At 65.5% G+C, this 16,655-nt stretch carries 18 protein-coding genes and 1 tRNA gene; 7 read left to right on the top strand and 12 right to left on the bottom strand.

Annotation, left to right across the window (positions count from 1 at the left end; translation table 11 throughout):
- Positions 1 to 6: 6 nt before the first annotated feature.
- The 3 genes from ABZ677_RS09515 to ABZ677_RS09505 all read right to left on the bottom strand — a co-directional run bounded on the left by ABZ677_RS09515 (position 7) and on the right by ABZ677_RS09505 (position 2,912).
- Complete coding sequence (locus ABZ677_RS09515; protein WP_358368682.1) at positions 7 to 897, bottom strand: alpha/beta fold hydrolase; 891 nt, start codon at positions 895 to 897, stop codon at positions 7 to 9.
- Between the two features lie 12 nt (positions 898 to 909).
- Entirely contained in the window at positions 910 to 1,929 is a 1,020-nt protein-coding gene (locus ABZ677_RS09510; protein WP_358369169.1) for a PDR/VanB family oxidoreductase, read from the bottom strand.
- Between the two features lie 83 nt (positions 1,930 to 2,012).
- Positions 2,013 to 2,912 carry a metal-dependent hydrolase gene (locus tag ABZ677_RS09505; protein WP_037195510.1) on the bottom strand — a complete coding sequence of 300 codons (900 nt, stop codon included), beginning with the start codon at positions 2,910 to 2,912 and terminating at the stop codon, positions 2,013 to 2,015.
- Positions 2,913 to 3,027: 115 nt separating this feature from the next.
- Between ABZ677_RS09505 and ABZ677_RS09500 the strand changes: the two genes are divergently transcribed.
- On the top strand, positions 3,028 to 3,543 hold the full coding sequence (locus tag ABZ677_RS09500; protein WP_052048032.1) for a hypothetical protein: 516 nt from the start codon (positions 3,028 to 3,030) through the stop codon (positions 3,541 to 3,543).
- Positions 3,544 to 3,684: 141 nt separating this feature from the next.
- Here the strand turns inward: ABZ677_RS09500 and ABZ677_RS09495 are convergent, their stop codons facing one another.
- Positions 3,685 to 4,152, bottom strand: coding sequence for an alpha-isopropylmalate synthase regulatory domain-containing protein (locus ABZ677_RS09495; protein WP_358368678.1), 468 nt, complete (start codon positions 4,150 to 4,152; stop codon positions 3,685 to 3,687).
- Between the two features lie 228 nt (positions 4,153 to 4,380).
- Here ABZ677_RS09495 and ABZ677_RS09490 point away from each other — a divergent pair, with 228 nt between their 5' ends.
- Positions 4,381 to 5,583, top strand: a complete 1,203-nt coding sequence (locus tag ABZ677_RS09490) for an ATP-binding protein (RefSeq protein WP_032378585.1) — start codon at positions 4,381 to 4,383, stop codon at positions 5,581 to 5,583.
- A 7-nt stretch (positions 5,584 to 5,590) separates the two neighbouring features.
- On the opposite strand, the gene ABZ677_RS09485 is transcribed toward ABZ677_RS09490, so the two are convergent.
- Positions 5,591 to 6,775 carry an alkane 1-monooxygenase gene (locus ABZ677_RS09485; RefSeq protein ID WP_358368675.1) on the bottom strand — a complete coding sequence of 395 codons (1,185 nt, stop codon included), beginning with the start codon at positions 6,773 to 6,775 and terminating at the stop codon, positions 5,591 to 5,593.
- Positions 6,776 to 6,942: 167 nt separating this feature from the next.
- Between ABZ677_RS09485 and ABZ677_RS09480 the strand changes: the two genes are divergently transcribed.
- Together ABZ677_RS09480 and ABZ677_RS09475 are read left to right on the top strand one after the other, a co-directional pair.
- Complete coding sequence (locus ABZ677_RS09480; protein ID WP_094635037.1) at positions 6,943 to 7,797, top strand: alpha/beta hydrolase; 855 nt, start codon at positions 6,943 to 6,945, stop codon at positions 7,795 to 7,797.
- A 28-nt stretch (positions 7,798 to 7,825) separates the two neighbouring features.
- Positions 7,826 to 8,674 (top strand): patatin-like phospholipase family protein, encoded by an 849-nt coding sequence (locus ABZ677_RS09475; protein WP_358368671.1) that lies wholly within the window; start codon positions 7,826 to 7,828, stop codon positions 8,672 to 8,674.
- A gap of 9 nt (positions 8,675 to 8,683) precedes the next feature.
- On the opposite strand, the gene ABZ677_RS09470 is transcribed toward ABZ677_RS09475, so the two are convergent.
- Together ABZ677_RS09470 and ABZ677_RS09465 are read right to left on the bottom strand one after the other, a co-directional pair.
- Complete coding sequence (locus ABZ677_RS09470; RefSeq protein WP_358368668.1) at positions 8,684 to 9,592, bottom strand: amidohydrolase family protein; 909 nt, start codon at positions 9,590 to 9,592, stop codon at positions 8,684 to 8,686.
- Positions 9,579 to 10,343 carry a dienelactone hydrolase family protein gene (locus tag ABZ677_RS09465; RefSeq protein WP_358368665.1) on the bottom strand — a complete coding sequence of 255 codons (765 nt, stop codon included), beginning with the start codon at positions 10,341 to 10,343 and terminating at the stop codon, positions 9,579 to 9,581. Before ABZ677_RS09465 ends, ABZ677_RS09470 begins: the two co-directional genes overlap by 14 nt.
- A gap of 61 nt (positions 10,344 to 10,404) precedes the next feature.
- Between ABZ677_RS09465 and ABZ677_RS09460 the strand changes: the two genes are divergently transcribed.
- Positions 10,405 to 11,382, top strand: a complete 978-nt coding sequence (locus ABZ677_RS09460) for an NADPH:quinone oxidoreductase family protein (RefSeq protein WP_358368662.1) — start codon at positions 10,405 to 10,407, stop codon at positions 11,380 to 11,382.
- A gap of 35 nt (positions 11,383 to 11,417) precedes the next feature.
- Here the strand turns inward: ABZ677_RS09460 and ABZ677_RS09455 are convergent, their stop codons facing one another.
- The gene (locus ABZ677_RS09455) at positions 11,418 to 12,788 is read right to left on the bottom strand and encodes an AarF/UbiB family protein (RefSeq protein WP_255137794.1); all 1,371 of its coding nucleotides are present in this window, start codon (positions 12,786 to 12,788) and stop codon (positions 11,418 to 11,420) included.
- Positions 12,785 to 13,348: a TetR/AcrR family transcriptional regulator gene (locus ABZ677_RS09450; protein WP_170945814.1), complete on the bottom strand. Its 564-nt coding sequence runs from the start codon at positions 13,346 to 13,348 to the stop codon at positions 12,785 to 12,787. Before ABZ677_RS09450 ends, ABZ677_RS09455 begins: the two co-directional genes overlap by 4 nt.
- Before the next feature lie 65 nt (positions 13,349 to 13,413).
- Between ABZ677_RS09450 and ABZ677_RS09445 the strand changes: the two genes are divergently transcribed.
- Positions 13,414 to 14,070 carry a DUF998 domain-containing protein gene (locus ABZ677_RS09445; RefSeq protein ID WP_094635042.1) on the top strand — a complete coding sequence of 219 codons (657 nt, stop codon included), beginning with the start codon at positions 13,414 to 13,416 and terminating at the stop codon, positions 14,068 to 14,070.
- Here ABZ677_RS09445 and ABZ677_RS09440 read toward each other — a convergent pair.
- Positions 14,053 to 14,832 (bottom strand): enoyl-CoA hydratase-related protein, encoded by a 780-nt coding sequence (locus tag ABZ677_RS09440; protein ID WP_094635043.1) that lies wholly within the window; start codon positions 14,830 to 14,832, stop codon positions 14,053 to 14,055. The two genes, ABZ677_RS09445 and ABZ677_RS09440, sit on opposite strands and share 18 nt — an antisense overlap.
- A 79-nt stretch (positions 14,833 to 14,911) precedes the next feature.
- Here ABZ677_RS09440 and ABZ677_RS09435 point away from each other — a divergent pair.
- Positions 14,912 to 14,985: transfer RNA gene (locus tag ABZ677_RS09435), tRNA-Met, on the top strand.
- 52 nt (positions 14,986 to 15,037) lie between these two features.
- Here ABZ677_RS09435 and ABZ677_RS09430 read toward each other — a convergent pair.
- Together ABZ677_RS09430 and ABZ677_RS09425 are read right to left on the bottom strand one after the other, a co-directional pair.
- Complete coding sequence (locus ABZ677_RS09430) at positions 15,038 to 15,676, bottom strand: LON peptidase substrate-binding domain-containing protein (RefSeq protein ID WP_037194867.1); 639 nt, start codon at positions 15,674 to 15,676, stop codon at positions 15,038 to 15,040.
- The gene (locus ABZ677_RS09425; protein ID WP_358368657.1) at positions 15,673 to 16,587 is read right to left on the bottom strand and encodes an alpha/beta fold hydrolase; all 915 of its coding nucleotides are present in this window, start codon (positions 16,585 to 16,587) and stop codon (positions 15,673 to 15,675) included. The genes ABZ677_RS09430 and ABZ677_RS09425 overlap by 4 nt, the downstream gene beginning before the upstream one ends.
- Between the last annotated feature and the right edge of the window lie 68 nt (positions 16,588 to 16,655).

Below are 16,655 nucleotides of genomic sequence, written 5' to 3'. Positions count from 1 at the left end.
AGCCCATCAGCCCAGCGAGTCGATAAATTCCTTTGTCAGTCTGGCGATGTCGTCGGCATGGGAGATCGGCGACCAATGCCCCGCCGGAATGTCGTTGCGCGTGAGGTTCTTCACCCACTTGCCGGTGTCGTCGTAGTGATACGGACTCACTGCGACGTCCTCGGTGTTGACGATGAGGTGCACCGGGATGTCGATGTACCGCTCGCGTGGATTGCCCAGGAGCGGAATGATGTTCGCGCGGTACAGTTTGGTGCCGTTGGTGGCATCCGACCACAGCGTGGGGTTCTGAGTGACGAGCTTCGGGTCGACTCCCGAGAACTCCTGGAGGAACGCAGGCCAACCCTTGGCGAACTGCCGCTTGATCCGCAGCGTGGAGAGCCCGGGGATATGGAAGGTGACGGTGTACCACGACGCGCGGACCTGGGCGAGCACCTGCTTGATACCGGTGAGCGTGGGTCTCCGAAGCCGCGACTGCGACCACTTGCCGAGGTGATCGAGGTTCGGACCGGAAATGGATGTGTAGGAACGAATTCGGTCCTTCGCCTGCGGTTGAGCCGCGGCTTCCCAGACCTCCACGGCACCCCAGTCGTGAGCGAGCACGTGAACCGGGGCGTCGGGGCTGACGGCGTCCGCGACAGCGTAGAAATCCGAGGCCAGACGCGCCAACTTGTACGCCGACTGCTCGGCGGGAACCGAGCTTTCGCCTGCACCGCGGGAGTCGTAACTGATCACCCGGAAGCGGTCCTCGAGCTGGGGCACGATGTGGCTCCACAGCTCGTGGGTATCGGGCCACCCGTGGACGAGGACGATCGGGTCACCCTCGGGGTTGCCGCTCTCGAACACCGCCAGTCGGATTCCCTCGTTGACGACCGTCGTACGAACCGCATTGCTGCTCAACAGTTTTCCGTTCTATAGATCGAGTACGAGGCGCGCGCTGCGTGCGCGGGAGACGCAGATGAGCATGTGATCGCGTTGCTCCTCCGGCGTCAACCGTGTTTCGAGGTGCTCGGGTTCGCCCGAGAGCACACGAACCTTGCAGGTGCCACAGAAGCCCTGCTGGCACGAGTACGCGATGTTGGGCTTCTGCTGCTTGACCGCCGTCAGCACGGAGGCGTCGGCGGCGACGTCGAGCACGGCACCCGTGCTGATCAGCTGCACCTCGAACGGCGTGCCGTCGAGGATCGGCGGCGGGCCGAAACGCTCGAAATGCAGTGCGGTGGCGGGACTCTGGCGGAAGTCGCGGCGGACGGCGTCGAGCATGGGGGTGGGGCCGCAGCAATAGACGGCACCGCCTGCCGGGGCGCGCTCGAGCAGTTCGCCCTCGGTCGGGTAGCCGTACACATCGTCGGTGCGAACGAACACGCGGTCCGATTCCCAACTCTCGATTTCCTCGAGGAAGGGCATCGTGTCGCGGGAGCGACCGCAGTACACGAACTGCCAGTCCATGCCGAGAATCCGTGCCGCACGGACCATTGCAATGATGGGGGTGATACCGATTCCGCCCGCGATGAACAGGGCGCTGCCCTCGCCGACGAACGGAAACCCGTTGCGCGGCCCGCGGACGGTGACCTCGGTGCCCGGCTGCAGCCCGTGCATCTCGATGGATCCGCCTGCGCCGGTGGGGATTCGGCGCACCGCGATGCGATAGGAACTACGGTCGGATGGGTTGCCGCACAAGGAGTACTGCCGGCGGCGGCCCGAGGGTAGGTGCAGATCGAGGTGACAGCCCGGATGCCAGATCGGCAGCTGCTCCCCCGTCGGCGACGCGAGGGTGAGAGCGGCGACATCGTTGTCCTCCGCGATGATCTCGCGCTCGGTGACGACCAACTTCAGCGCGGAATCGGGATTGTGGCCTGCCACGGCATCGTTGTACTCCGCACCGGCAGCCGCCTGCATGTACCCGTTGAGGAACGTACCGAGCAGCTGCATCGAGCGGTCGGGACGTGCTCGTCCGCGCAGGTCGGGCGGTGCATCCTTGGGAAGCAGCCGCGGGACGCGTCGTGCGTTGAGCTTCACCGTGCCGCAGCCTGCGCGGCAGGCGAGGACGCGAGGTACCGGACTGCCTGTGCGGTGGAGCCTTCCTGGCTGGGGTGGTACGACTTCTTGAGGTAGCGCGACATGCTGCGGCCGACGTGCGTCAGCGCGGGAAGGGTGCCGCGTTTGACCGACTTCCGCCACAGAGCCGACCGAGGCTTGCGCACGGACTTGGGTGCAGACTGCAGCTCCGGATCGTTCTTCATCAGGAAGATGATCCCGCGCATCCAGATGTAGGCCATCAACGGCACGACCACCACGAAGGTGCGCAGGCGACGGACCTCGCGCTTGTCGAAGTAACGGAGCGTGTCGTATGCGACCGAGCGGTGCTCGACTTCTTCGGCACCGTGCCAGCGCAGCAGATCGAGCATGGTGGGGTGAATGCCCGCGCGATCGAGACCGTCGGCGTTGAGCACCCAGTCGCCGAGAAACGCCGTCACGTGCTCGATGGCGGCGATCAGGGCCAGTCGCTCGACCAGGTTGTTCTTCGAGCGCAGGCTCGTCACCGAGTCGGATCCGAGGACCTTGCCGAAGGCCCACTCCATCTGATCGGTGAACGGTGTCGGGTCCAGGCCCTTGGTCTGGAGGTGCACGAGCACGCCGGTGTGCGCCTCGGCGTGAACGGCTTCCTGCCCGATGAAACCGATGACGTCGTCGCGCAGCTTCTCGTCGTCGATGTACGGCAGAGCTTCCTTGAAGGTGTCGACGAACCAGTGCTCGCCGGCCGGAAGGATCAGGTGCAGCACATTGAGTACGTGCGTGGTGTACGGATCGCCCGGCACCCAGTGCATCGGCAGGTCGGTCCAGTCGAACTTCACGTTCCTGGCCTGCAGCATCACTTCGCCGGGATCCGACGCGACGGTGTTCCGTTCGGTCATCGAGCCCACCTCCTCCACATCCGCATGTGTGGCCGATGCCACAGTGCGCGCTTTAGTATAAACACCAGTTACAGGTAAAAGGAACCGTGTCGGCGTCGAGTGAGAGACTGCTGTGATGACCGACCCCTCCCCAGCGGCTGTTCCCCCGAGCACCGTCCCCATCACCTGGCCTGCCGAATGGCCCGCCGAGGTGCGACGGATCGCCGATGCCACGAACGATGCCCTCGCCGCTGTGGCGGCGCGGGCTCCGATCGCGTTCGACGACGCCGTCGAACTTCTGGGCCGCTCGGACTCGGCACAGGCCGGTCGAGTGCATGCCGAAATGGTACGCACGTTGCTCGAAGAGGTATACAGCGATGGATTGACCGGCGAGAACGTTCAGGAGGTGCTGGGCCGAACCGTGCGCGCCGCGGACTGGCTGCCGAATCTGGACATCGCCGGGTTCGTCGAGGTGCTCACCGGGGCCCTGGGTGTTTCCGACGTCGAAGAGCAGTCGCGCATGAGGCCGCGTCCGGCGCATGCGTTGCTGGTGGTCGCGGACCTTCTCGCGGTGCGCCGCGGCCGCGCCGAGACCTATCTGCGGTACGCACTGGCCGAAGTGCGCCGAGCCGAGACAATCGAGATGCCCTAGCGAGATCTTCGCCTGTATTGCGTAAGTGCTAGACAGGCGAAGAAAGCGCTACCGATGCAGGACGTGTCGTCGAACTCGAAGTAGTGGACACTTTCTGGCGGTTTTTCGTCCCCAGCTTCGAGTTCGCGGCGTCGGTCGGGGCTACCGATGCAGAATGTTCGCTCCGGCGATGACGGCCCGGACGGCCGACAGGGTTGCGTCGGCCTCGATGGCCATCGACCATTCGCGGCGACCGTCGTGCTCGGCCAGGACGAAGGTGGCGGTCTCGTCGCCGATGATCTGCTGGTGGAACGAGAGGATCTCGATGCGGAATCCGGCGTCGTGGAGCATCGACGTCAATGCTTCGATCGGCCCGTAAGTCGTTGCCGCACAAGCGATGATCGTGTCGCCGACGCCGAAGGTCGCGTCGAAAGCAGTCCTCCCGCCAGTTGCACTGTCGGCAGTCCATGACCCCAGTCGCAGCGGTCCGGTGGTGGGCGAGAAGCGGTCGGCGAAGTGTGCCCACGACATATGTTGCCAGGTGATCTCGTCGCGCATCGTGCGCGGCAGGGCACAGCCGAAGCGGGCATGGAACGGATCTGTGTCGAAAGTGGAAGCAAGTGAATTCATGAGGGTGGTCTTCCGAATGTGAAGGGAGGACCGAGAGAGCACGACGACCCGCAGCGAGGGGTCGGTCCGAATCAGACCCCGCTACGGCGGCGTACTACGAGAATGCGCTTCACACCCCAGAAAGTAGCCCTTCGTCGCAGCCGCGCGCAAGTATCGAGTGAATTCCGATCTCTAGGACACGAACTAGATGTCCGCATATATCGCACGATTCGTTGTAACTTTGGCCCCATGGACCCCGTGCGTAACCCCTACGCTCCCGGCGCCGGCCAGCGCCCACCCGAGCTCGCAGGCCGAAAGAAGCAGCTCGACGCCTTCGACGTCGTGCTCGAACGCATCACCCGCGGCAGACCGGAGCGCAGTGTCGTACTCACCGGGCTGCGAGGCGTCGGGAAGACGGTATTGCTCAACCAGCTCCGATCCGCGGCCATCGCCCGCGGATGGGGCACCGGCAAGATCGAGGCTCGGCCGGACCAGGAACTGCGTCGACCGCTGTCGTCGGCGCTGCACATGGCGGTCCGCGGCATCGCGGCCTCGCATCGCGATCCCGAACGCGTCGACGAATTCCTCGGTGTGCTCAAGGCCTTCGCCCTGCGCTCCACGGCCGACAAGGGCATGCGGGAGCGGTGGCAGCCCGGCATCGACGTTCCGGCGAAGACCGGCCGTGCCGACTCCGGCGACATCGAGATCGACCTCGTGGAACTGCTGCTCGACGCCTCCGCGCTGGCCGGAGACGTGGGCGTGGGCATCGCCATCTTCATCGACGAGATGCAGGACCTGGGTCCCGCGGACATCTCCGCACTGTGCGCCGCCTGCCACGAGCTCAGTCAGGACACCGCGCCGCTGATCATCGTCGGGGCGGGGCTGCCGCACCTGCCTGCGGTGCTGTCGGCGTCCAAGAGCTACTCCGAGCGCCTCTTCAGCTACCACCGGATCGGCCGACTCGAACGAGCCGCGGCCGACCTGGCCCTGATCGCCCCGGCCGATCGCGAGGACGTCGAATTCACCCCCGACGCGCTCGACGCGCTGTATGCGGCCGCCGACGGTTACCCGTACTTCGTGCAGGCCTATGGCAAGGCGACGTGGGATCTCGCGGCCGACACCCCGATCACCGTCGAGGACGTGCGCGTCGCCGCTCCGACGGCGGAAGAGGAACTGGCCGTCGGATTCTTCGGTTCTCGCTACGAGCGTGCGACGCCTGCCGAGCGCGAATACATGCGTGCGATGGCCGAACTGTCGGTGGACGACGGCTCGGTGCCGACCTCTGCCGTGGCGACCGAACTGAAGCGCAAGCCGGCGTCACTGTCTCCCGCCAGGGACGGACTGATCAAGAAGGGCCTGATCTACTCGGCCGAGCGGGGCACCATCGCCTTCACGGTGCCGCACTTCGGCCGCTATCTGCGCGCACAGACCGACGAACCAGCAGCGGTCTGACGGCCGCCTAGTGTGCCTCGGCTCGCTCGACGCACAGTCGCTCGAGTTTCCGCACTGCCTTGGGGTCGGAACGGTCGACGTTGACGAGCTCCGGGTCACCGTCGTAGAAGTCGATCAGTCGCTGATCCATCACCTTGCGCCACAGTGGCGGTACCAGCGCGCAGAAGATCATCACCGCGTAGCCGGCCGGTAGCTGCGGGGACTCGTCGACGGTGCGCAGAGCCTGGTAGCGGCGCACCGGATTCGCGTGATGATCGCTGTGACGTTGCAGGTGATAGAGGAACAGGTTGCTCCAGAGGTGATCGCTGTTCCAGCTGTCCCGGTGGGTCGGCTTTCCGTATCGACCGCTGGGGCGCTTCTGTCGCAGCAATCCGTAGTGCTCGAGGTAGTTGGCCGCCTCGTACAGGACGATGGCGATCGCGGCCTGAATCAACAGATACGGCACGATCACCGTGCCGAAGACGGCGATCAGTACGCCGAACAGCAATACGCTCATGGCACCGGCATTGAACAGGTGATTCTTGTGGGTCCACCTCGACATGCCCTGCCGAGCGAGGCGTCGGGACTCGAGGTCCCAGGCCGAGTGCAACCCGTGGACGATCGTGCGCGGCAGAAACTTCCAGAACGACTCGCCGAACTTCGCCGATGCCGGATCGTCCGGGGTGGCAACGCGGAGGTGGTGGCCGTGGTTGTGCTCGACGTAGAAGTGGCCGTAGAGCGTCTGCGCCAGCGTCACCTTGGAGAGCAAACGCTCGCGGAGCTCGCGCTTGTGCCCCAGTTCGTGGGCGGCATTGATGCCGACGCCGCCGACGATGCCCACCGTGATGGCCAGGCCGATTCGCTCGGGAACGCCCAATGGCCCGTGCGCCCACAGATAACAGGCGGCGACGAGGCCCGCGTACTGCAGCGGCAGGAACAGGTACACGCACCAGCGGTAGTACGGATCCTTCTCCAGTGCGGCGATCGCCTCGTCCGGGGGATTGCTGCGGTCCACTCCGGCGAACTTGTCCACCAGTGGCAGTGCGACGCCCATGATCATCAGGCCGAGGGTCCAGAACGCGCCGGGGCCGAGGAGCGACACCAGACCCCAGGCCAGGAACGGGCTGAGGGGAATGATCAACCCCAGCGGCCACAGGTAGCGCTTCGGGTCGCGCCACCGCGGCGACGTTCTAGTGGCGTACTCATCACGCATTCTGGATTCTTCACTCCTGGTCGGTGCCGTGTCCCGATGTACGAGGACAATCGGTAGTGGGGTGTCACAACTACATCGCCCGTCCCACCAGGATAGTTACCCAAGCAAATATTTGTAGGTTGTCCGATGGACCGTCGCACGACCCGCTGCCCTTGTACGGTGACCGAATGAAGCATGTCGAGTCGTCGTTCGTCGGAGTCCACGGAACCCGAATCGTCTACGACGTCTGGACCCCCGAAACCACGTCAACCGGGATCGTGGTGCTGGCCCACGGCCTGGCCGAGCACGCAGGCCGGTACCGGCACGTCATCGAAAGGCTGGGCTCGCTCGGTCTCGTCGTCTACGCGCCCGACCACCGCGGACACGGGCGATCCGGGGGCAAACGGGTGTCGCTGGAGAAATGGTCCGACTTCACCGACGACCTCCACACGCTGTTCGGCATCGCAGCTGCTGAGCATCCCGATCAGCGCACCTTCCTGCTCGGCCACAGCATGGGCGGTGCCATCGCACTGTCGTACGCACTGGACCATCAGGGCGACCTCGACGGTCTGATGCTGTCCGGGCCCGCGGTGGCTCCCAGCGTGGGACAGCCGAAAGCCCTGGTGGCGGTCGGCAAGGTCCTCGGACGATTCCTACCGGCAATGCCCGTACTGAAACTCGACCCCAAGCTCGTCTCGCGCGACAAGAGCGTCGTCGACGCCTACGTCGCCGATCCGCTGGGCTACCACGGCACCGTTCCTGCGGGCCTGGCCGCAGCGATGCTCGGCGTCGGGGAGACCTTCCCCGCGCGGTTGCCGTCGCTGAAGATTCCCGTGCTGCTCCAGCACGGGACTGCAGACGGATTGGCCGATGTCTCGGGCAGCGAACTCGTCGCCGAACTTGCCGGATCCGACGACCTGACCCTGAAAACGTACGACGGGCTGTTCCACGAAGTGTTCAACGAACCGGAGAAGGAGCGCGTACTCGACGATCTCATCGACTGGCTGCGTCCACGTGTACACACCGGCGCTGTAAGTTCCTGACGGATCTTTTCGAAGAAGGAGTACGACCATGACCAGGCGAGCACTCGTATTGGGCGGCGGCGGAGTCGCAGGTATTGCGTGGCAGACGGGTGTCCTACTGGGATTGGCAGAATCCGGAGCCGACGTCACAGATGCCGAGATGCTGCTGGGAACATCGGCAGGCTCCTCGGTGGCAGCGCAGATCTCGAGCGGAACCGCGTTGGCCGAACTGTTCGAGCGTCAGGCAGACGAGGCGAAGCAGGACCACGAACCGCATGCCGAGGCGACCATCGACGAACTGGTCTCCATGTTGGCTCGAGCGGCTCAGAACTCGGACGGCAGTGCCATCGACACTCGCAGGCGCATCGGTGCCGAGGCACTGGCGGCCTCGACGATCACCGAGCGTGAGCGCAGGGCCATCATCGAACGACGGCTGCCGTCGCACTCGTGGCCAAGCCGCGATCTGCGGATCGTCACCGTCGACGCGCTGACGGGCCGGCATCGAGTTCTCGATCGTGGCTCGGGCGTTCAACTGGTCGACGCAGTGGCCGCGAGCTGCGCCATCCCGGGAATGTGGCCCCCGGTGACGATCGGCGATCATCGTTACGTCGACGGAGGTATCCGCGCGAGCGAAAACGCCGATCTGGCAGTCGGTTTCGAGAAGGTGCTGGTGTTCAGAGTCGGCGCACTCGACCTGGAGCACGATCCCTTCGACATCGAACGAGAGCGGCTGGTCAAGGGTGGCTCGAAGGTGGAAGTGATTGCACCCGACGCCGATTCGTCGGCTGCCATCGGACCCGACGCCACCGACATCGCCGTCCGATCGGCCGCGGCCGTGGCCGGACGTGCGCAGGGCAATGCCATCGCCGAGCGTATTGCCGAGTTCTGGGGCGGCTAGAGAACTGCTCTAGCCGAACAGTGCAGCCCCGTTCTCCCAGCACACTGCGCGAACCCAGTCGTCTCCCAGGTCGAGTCGGCTTACTGCCTGCAGGGCGTGCAGATACGGGTACGGAATGTTCGGGTAGTCGCTGCCGAACAGAATGCGATTCTGCAGATCGAGCAGTCGTGGCAGCTCGTGTCTCGGAAACGGTGCGCCCGCCTCCGAGAAGTCCGTGAACGACATCGTGGTGTCCAGTCGAACGTTCTCGTAGCGATCGGCCAGGTCGAGGAAGTCGACGTACTCGGGCATGCCCATGTGCGCGATGATCAACGGGAGCTGGGGGAATCGTTGCAGCAGTGCGGCAATCGGTTCCGGTCCGGTGTGGGTGCCGGGTGCCGGGCCGGATCCGCAGTGGATCACCACGGGTACCTGTGCGTCCGAGAGTGCGCCCCAGACGCCGTCGAGCAGGGGATCGTTGGGCGCATAATTGCCGACCTGTATGTGCGACTTGAAGATTCGGGCACCGTTCGTCAATGCCTGCTCGACGTACTCGGTGGCCCCGTTCTCGGGGTAGAACGTGGCGGTCTGCAGGCAGTCGGGGGTGCGCGCCGCGAAGTCGGCACCCCACGAGTTGAGCCACGCCGCCATCGACGGCTTGTGGGGGTAGATCATCGACGTGAAGTGCCGTACCCCGAATCCTCGAATGACCTGCAGCCGTCGGTCTTCGGCGAAACGATACGAAATGGGCCAGACGCTGCCCGTCAGCGGCCCTGCGCTGTCGAAGTAATTCCACACCTTGTCCATCACGTTCTTCGGCATGAAGTGCGTGTGGACGTCGAACAGTCCGGGCAGCGACAGCTCGGTCCAGAAGGCGACGATACGTTCCGTCTCCTCCGCGAGTTCGGCGTCGGAACGGGGTGGCTCAGCGTGCGACATGGGCGTCGAACCACTCGAGAGTCTTGCCCCAGGCGTCGGCCGCCGCATCGGCGTCGAACACCGCGGGGCGATCGTCGCAGTGAAACCCGTGCTTGCCGTGGGCGTAACGGGTTATCTCGGTGTCGACCGGGGACGTTGCGGTGATCTCGCGCAGCGTTTCCACCTCCTGGAAGGGGATGCCCTCGTCCAGGTCTCCGAAGAAGCCGTGCCAGGGTGTCGCGAGGGCGTCACCCACCGACGCCATCGCGGGGTAACCGAAGCGGCCCTGGGCGATTCCGCCGCCGTAGAACGTCGCTGCCGCACCGAGTTGCCGTCGGACAGCGGTGTGGAACGCAACGGTGCCGCCCATGCAGAAACCGACGATGGCGATGGACGAGGGCTCGAATCCGAGCTCGGCGAGCGTACTCGCCGCCGCGTCGACGTCGGAATCGACCTCGTCCGCGTGCAGCCGCCCGATTGCCGCCATCGCCGAGTCCATGTCCGAGTAAGACAACACGGTCACGCCCTCCTGCCGGTGGAACAGATGCGGTGCGACCGCGACCCAACCGGCGGCCGCGAGGCGGTTGCAGACGTCGACGATGTGATCGGTGACCCCGAAGGCCTCCTGAATGACGATGACGCCGCCGCGGGCGTCACCCTCGGGCCGCACGACGGTGAGGGGAGTGGTGTTCATCCGTCGATTGGAGCACAGCAGGAGTGGAGCCTGCGGAACGACCCATTCGGCCAGCTCTTCGCGCATGCCGGTAGCCACGGTGAGTTCTGTTGTTTTGTACGGTGGCGTGAGGGAACGATCCCGACCGAGAGGACCATTCATGCGCGCGGTACAGATCTCCAGCCTCGACGGACCCGACTCGGTGAGTGTGGTGGACATCGACGAACCCGCCCCGCGTGACGGGTCGGTGGTCATCGAGGTCCATGCTGCGGGCGTCGCCTTTCCCGACGCGTTGCTCACCCGCGGGCTCTACCAGTACAAGCCCGAGTTGCCGTTCGTACCCGGCAGCGAGATCGCCGGCATCGTTCGGTCGGCACCGCCGGAGTCCGGCTTCTCCGCAGGTGATCGAGTAGCCGCACTGACGGGCCTGAGCGACGGTATGGCCGAGGTCGCCGTCGTATCCCCGGACACGGTGTTCGCGCTGCCCGAGTCGGTGTCCCTCTCCGCAGGCGCTGGGCTGTTGTTCAACGACCTGACGGTGCACTTCGCGCTCCGGGAACGTGGCCGTTTGGCGCCGGGCGAGACGGTTCTGGTGCACGGCGCAGCAGGGGGCATCGGAACCTCCGCGCTGCGAATGGCTCCGGTGCTCGGCGCATCTCGCGTCATCGCCGTCGTGAGCACGGAGGCCAAGGCCGACATCGCGCGATCCGCCGGAGCCACCGACGTGGTGCTGGTCGACGGTTGGAAGGACGCGGTCAAGGAACTGACCGGCGGCCGTGGCGTCGACATCGTCGTCGATCCGGTGGGTGGTGATCGGTTCACCGACAGTATCCGCTCGCTCGCACCGTCGGGCCGAATCCTGGTGCTGGGCTTCACCGGTGGCGAGATCCCGACGGTCAAGGTCAACCGATTGCTGCTCAACAACGTCGATGTCGTCGGTGTCGGTTGGGGTGCATGGTGGATGACGCGCCCGGGTTACCTCGCCACCCAGTGGGCCGAGATCGAACCGCTCCTCGCCGACGGATCGCTCAGTGCGCCGGAGCCGTCGGTGTTCCCGGCCGCCGATGCGGCTGCCGCCATCGCATCTCTGGAAAACCGCACTGCGGCAGGCAAAGTGGTGCTCGACTTCACTCACTGACTCAGCACCCGTTGACGCTGTGTCGAGCTGCCGGTTCACTCCGGCAGCTCGACGCCCCTCGCCTCGGCCAGTGCCGCGATCTCGGCGGGGAAAACGTTCTTGAACACGAACGGATCGGTCCCGAGCGCCCAGTTCGGTGCGAGTTCGATGGCGTATCGCTCGAAGTAGCCGAGTTGTTTGGCCACCAGGATCAATTCCTCCGGGCTCGATGTCTTGTACTGCTTGCCCATGTTCACCAGCGCTCGGATGAAGTCCGCCAGGCTGAAGTGCGCGAGAGTTGCCGAGAGCATCGGAGCGAACACCGACTGCAGGATCGCGCCGACCTCGGCGTCCGAACCCATCTGCGGGGCAACGATTCCCAGCCGCTTGACGGTACCGGCGAGCCGGGTGAAGTCGCCGTCGATCACGGTGGCGTGAAACAGATCGAGCAGAAGCGCGCGCCACTGCTCGTCCACCTCGCCCATGACTCCGAAGTCGAGGAATGCCACTCTGCCGTCGTCGAGGACCCACACGTTGCCCGCATGCACGTCGCCGTGGAAGAGGCCGTGCAGCACAAGGGCTTCCATCCAGACCTTGGCGGCGCGGCGGACGATGAGCTCGGACTGCTCTCCTGGCTCGTAGCGGTCGAGTGGGGAGCCGTGCATGCGTTCCATGCAGATGACGCGCCCACCGCAGTAGTCGAGAAACACCTCGGGCGCGGTGACGTGGGCGTTGTCGTCGAACGCACCGATGGCCGCGCGAAAGCTGTCCTGGCGCTTGGCTTCCACGGCGCTGTCGAGTTCGGCGAAGGTAGCGGCGTGCAGGTCGACGATGATCGCCGACGCGTTGGCCGTGGCGAAGAACGGAATGAACTTCTCGAGTCCGCGGGCGATGAGGTACGCGATGCGCAGGTCGATCTTCATGCGGTGGTAGATGCCTCGCCGCTGCACCTTCATGACCACTTCACGGCCGTTGTCGCGGCGCACGCACAGATGCACCTGAGCGACCGAGGCGGACGAGAGCGGTACGTCGTCGAACGAGGAGAACAGGTCGTCGATTCCGCGACCCAGATCGGCCTCGATCACCGCGCGCGCCTGCGAACCGGGGAACGGTGGCACCTCGTCGAGGCAGCGCAGACAGGTATCGGCGAGAACCTTGGGAAACAGTCCGGGCGAGGAGCCCATCAACTGACCGACCTTGACGAAGGTGGGTCCGAGTACGAAGAAGGCGTCGACGACGGCCTCCGAGGCGTGCAGTGGCCACCCGCGCCGTGGCGCGCGCACCCAACGGCCGATCGCGACGAGCTGGAAGTACGCCAACACCGATCCGATGACGATGAGCCGCAGCAGTTCTCGTATTCCGAAAGTCTTCAGCTCGGGTGCCGGCTTCGGTGTCATGGGCTCGGGTGTCACGGCCTCGGGGGTCATACGTGCACCCCCGCAGGCACCCGTGCTGCCGAGGCTTCCAGGCGTGCCAGCAGTCGATCGAACCGCGTTGCATCGTCCGAGGCGCGTGAGAGCACCAACGCGCCCTGAATCCCGGCCACGATCTCCTCGGCCAGTTCGGCTGCCGAGTCGCCGTGTCCCAGCCGGCGCAGTACCGGCGTGAGTGCGTCGATCCAGTGGGTGAAATGCGCTGCGACGCGGCCCGAGAACACCGCACGTTCGAGACCGAGCGTGAACGCTCCGAACAGGCACACCAGACGATTGGACCGGAAGTATCGCGCGGTCTGCTCGAACATCTCGTGGGTGGTCGACGCGGCATCGGTGCCGTGTCGCAAGGGCTCGAACACGTTGTGGTGGAACCACTGCTCGACGTCGTCGAGGACGGCCTCGGCCATCTCCTGCTTTCCACGCGGAAAGTAGTGGTAGAGGCTACCTTTCCCCAGGCCGGTCTGTTTGCTGATGACCGCGAGGGTTGACCCGTCGAATCCGTGGTCGCGGAACACCCCTGCGAGTACCGGCACCACGTCGTGGCGATCGCTCATGAGCCGGTACTGTACCAATCGGTACACGACGGGTGTATCGGGGCTCCGGGAGTGGAGCCTGCGAAATGACCCATCGGGGTCGAGCCGAGATGGGTCATGCAGCTGTGAAGAGAACTACCGTCCTGGCAGCCGGAGCCTTCCTCGTCGGCGGGGTGACGTATCTGGCCGCCGAAGCCGTGGCCGCGCTCGGTTGGACGGACCGGCCGTACAGCTACGCCCGCAACAACATCAGCGACCTCGGAATCCCCGACATCTCGCCGCTGCACGCGGTGATGAACACCGGCTTCGTCGTCGACGGCACGTTGTTCCTCCTGGCGGGGCTGGGACTGTCCGTGCTCTTCGAAGGCCGGGCGCGGTGGATCCTGGCCGGCACCTCCGTTGTGCACGGTGTCGGCAGCATCGTCGTCGGGCTCGCCCACGCCTCGGTCGACGGGGCATCGACGCCCCATGCGGTGGGTGCAGGCATGGCGATCGTCGGCGGCAATCTGGTGCTGCTGGCCGCGGGACGATACGGCGGCCGCGTCGGTGCGCCGCGCTGGTACACCGTGGGCAGTGCGACTGCAGGAGTGGCAGGACTGGTGGGGCTGGCGCTGTTTCTCGCCGACACCGGAATCCTCGGCGGCGGAACATTCGAGCGCATCTCGGTCTACACCATCATCGGATGGGAGATCGTCACCGGCGCAACGATTCTGGTCAAGCGCCGCCTATCCGAACTCGGGTGACTCCTTGGCGAGAAAGGCGCGCACGCCTTCCTTGCCGTCGGCCGACTCGAACGCCTCCTCGAACACCGGCAATGCCCGTCGTGCAGGCAGGCCTGGGGACTCGCCGAACGTGAGCGCGAGGGCGCGCTTGTTCGCCCGAACAGCAGAGCGGGATTTTCGCGCCAGCGCCTGCGCCAATCCCAGAGCCACCGACAAAGACTGTCCGCGCGGAGCGACCCGATTGATCAGGCCCCACTCCAGAGCGGTCTCGGCCGGGATGGGCTCGCCGAGCAACACCAGTTCGGCGGCGCGCGCCTGACCGACCCGCCGCAGCGCACGCATGGACCCGCCGCTGCTGGGGATCACACCGAGGTCGATTTCCGGGAGTCCGAGTCGAGCCCCCTCGTCGGCGACGACGAGATCGCAGCACAGCGCCAGTTCGAGGCCGCCGCCCAACGCGAATCCGTCGATTGCCGCGACCGTGGGCAGCGGTAGATCGTCGAGCATCTCGAGGGTGGCGTTCTCGAGAATGCTCTTGCGGGCGAGTACGTCACCGCCGTCCTGCATCTCGGGCATCTCGGAGATGTCCGAGCCGGCACTGAACACCCGGTCGCCGGTGAGAACGACCGCCCGGACCGCAGCATCGTCGATCAACTCGAGAAGGAGGGCGCGCAGTCGCCGCGTCGCCGGACGGGTCAGTGCATTGACCGGTGGGTTGCTCAGCGTGATCTGCGCGACGCCGGCGTGCGGAAAGGTCAGGACGGGAGAAAGCGCGGTGGTCATACTTCGGAACCGTAGAGCCTGCGGCTGACCTGGCGATTGGGAGACTGCCGAGATGGCATGTAGCGTGGTGAACACCCGACGCGGGGTGGAGCAGCTCGGTAGCTCGCTGGGCTCATAACCCAGAGGTCGCAGGTTCAAATCCTGTCCCCGCTACTACGTACGTCAGGCCCGACATCGATGATGTCGGGCCTGACGTGTTTCTGTCTCAGGGTTGCAATCGGAATTGCACGACGGCGGTGACATTCTCGATGGCGTCGTCGAGAGCGGTCATGCGTGCTCTGGCGTCCGGCGCGGACAGGATGTCGAGTCGATCGGACTGACCCATCGGAATCAGTGCTGCCAGCGACCAGATCTTCTCGGCGGCCGAGATCGGCAGGCCCAGGAAGTCCGGAACACCCGGTGTGGCAACGTTCTCCGCCGATTCGAGTCGGCCGATCAGTTCGTAGAGATCCTCGATCCGCGCCCAGGTGGCGTCGAATTCGGTGTCGGCGATCACCGCGTCCGTGTCTTCGTCCGGCCATGCTCGAACGTCGGCCAGTGGGTACGGGTCGTCCGGCAGCCAGGCGTCGATCCTGATCCGTTCACCGCCGACGCATTCGAGTAGATAGCGGCCGTCGCCGATGGACTCGTGACCGATGATGTGTGCGGTCGTGGCCACATCGTGCCGGACGTCGCCGCCGCCGGCTTCGTGCCCGCGCGCGATGAGTACCACGCCGAAGCTCGGATCGTCCTGCTTCAGGCAGTCGTGCACCAGGGCTTGGTAGCGCGGCTCGAAGATGTGCAGTGGTAGTCGTTCGCCGGGGAGCAGCACGCTGCCGAGCGGGAACATCGGTGTCACGCTCACGGGTGCTGCGACGGAACAGCCGCCGGGGTGATCGCCGCAGGCGCGCTCTTCTCGGTCCGGTTGGAGTCCAGGAATTCGTCGAGCAGTCGGAAGAAGAAGTCCGGCTCGTCGAGCTGGGGAAAGTGGCCGGCGTCGGGAAAGATCTCGACGCGACTGTTCGGAACCTCGCGTCGAATGTTGTCGGCGTGCTTGGCGGGAATCATCCGGTCCTTGCCGCCCCAGACCAGCAGCGACGGAATCGACTCGAACTTCTCGAAATGTTGCTTGGCGCTGACCGTCTGCCCCCGCGGGCCCACCACGGCCCGCGTCGACGCCAGGAACGCCCCACGGGTGGAGCGGTCTGCGACCGACCGGAACGACCTCCAGGTCTCGGCCATGCTGGGTCCCGGCGCGACCGGCAGACCCCATTTGCCCAACTGCGCCAGCGCGCTTTCGGTATTCCTACGGAACCAGTCCGATGCGAGCAGTGGCAACACCAGCTCACTGCCGGGCAGCGTCGCTGCCTTGAGCACCAGGCTCACCTCCGGACCGAGGCCGCCACTGCTGACCAGCGCCAGGCGATCGACTCGCTCGGGAAAGAGATACGTCAGCTGCATGACGATGCCGCCGCCGAGAGAGTGACCGACCATCGGTGCGGAGTCGATGCTCAGGTGGTCCATCAGGTCGCGAATGGTGGCCGCGTGCGAACTCAGCGAGTAGTCGCCGGTCGGCTTGTCGGAGTCTCCGTGCCCGAACAGGTCGGGCGCGATGACCCGAAATTTGTGCGACAGACGTTCGAGCTGCGGGCCCCAGGACCGATGCGATCCGAGCAGGCCGTGCACCAGAATCACGGGCGGGCCGTCGCCCATGTCCACGTATCGCAGGACGTCCTTGTGTAGTTCTACCGACTGCAATTCGTACGATGAACTCATGGTCGACCTCCTCGTCGTGTGATTCCCGGGTCGTCGCGTGGCTCGGTGAGCCTCGGTCACAAACGTAC

The organism is Rhodococcus sp. NPDC006774 (assembly GCF_040636045.1).
Lineage (GTDB): Bacteria > Actinomycetota > Actinomycetes > Mycobacteriales > Mycobacteriaceae > Rhodococcoides.
The sequence above is the reverse complement of the archived record's forward strand: the minus strand, read 5'-3'. Positions and strand labels throughout refer to the sequence as shown.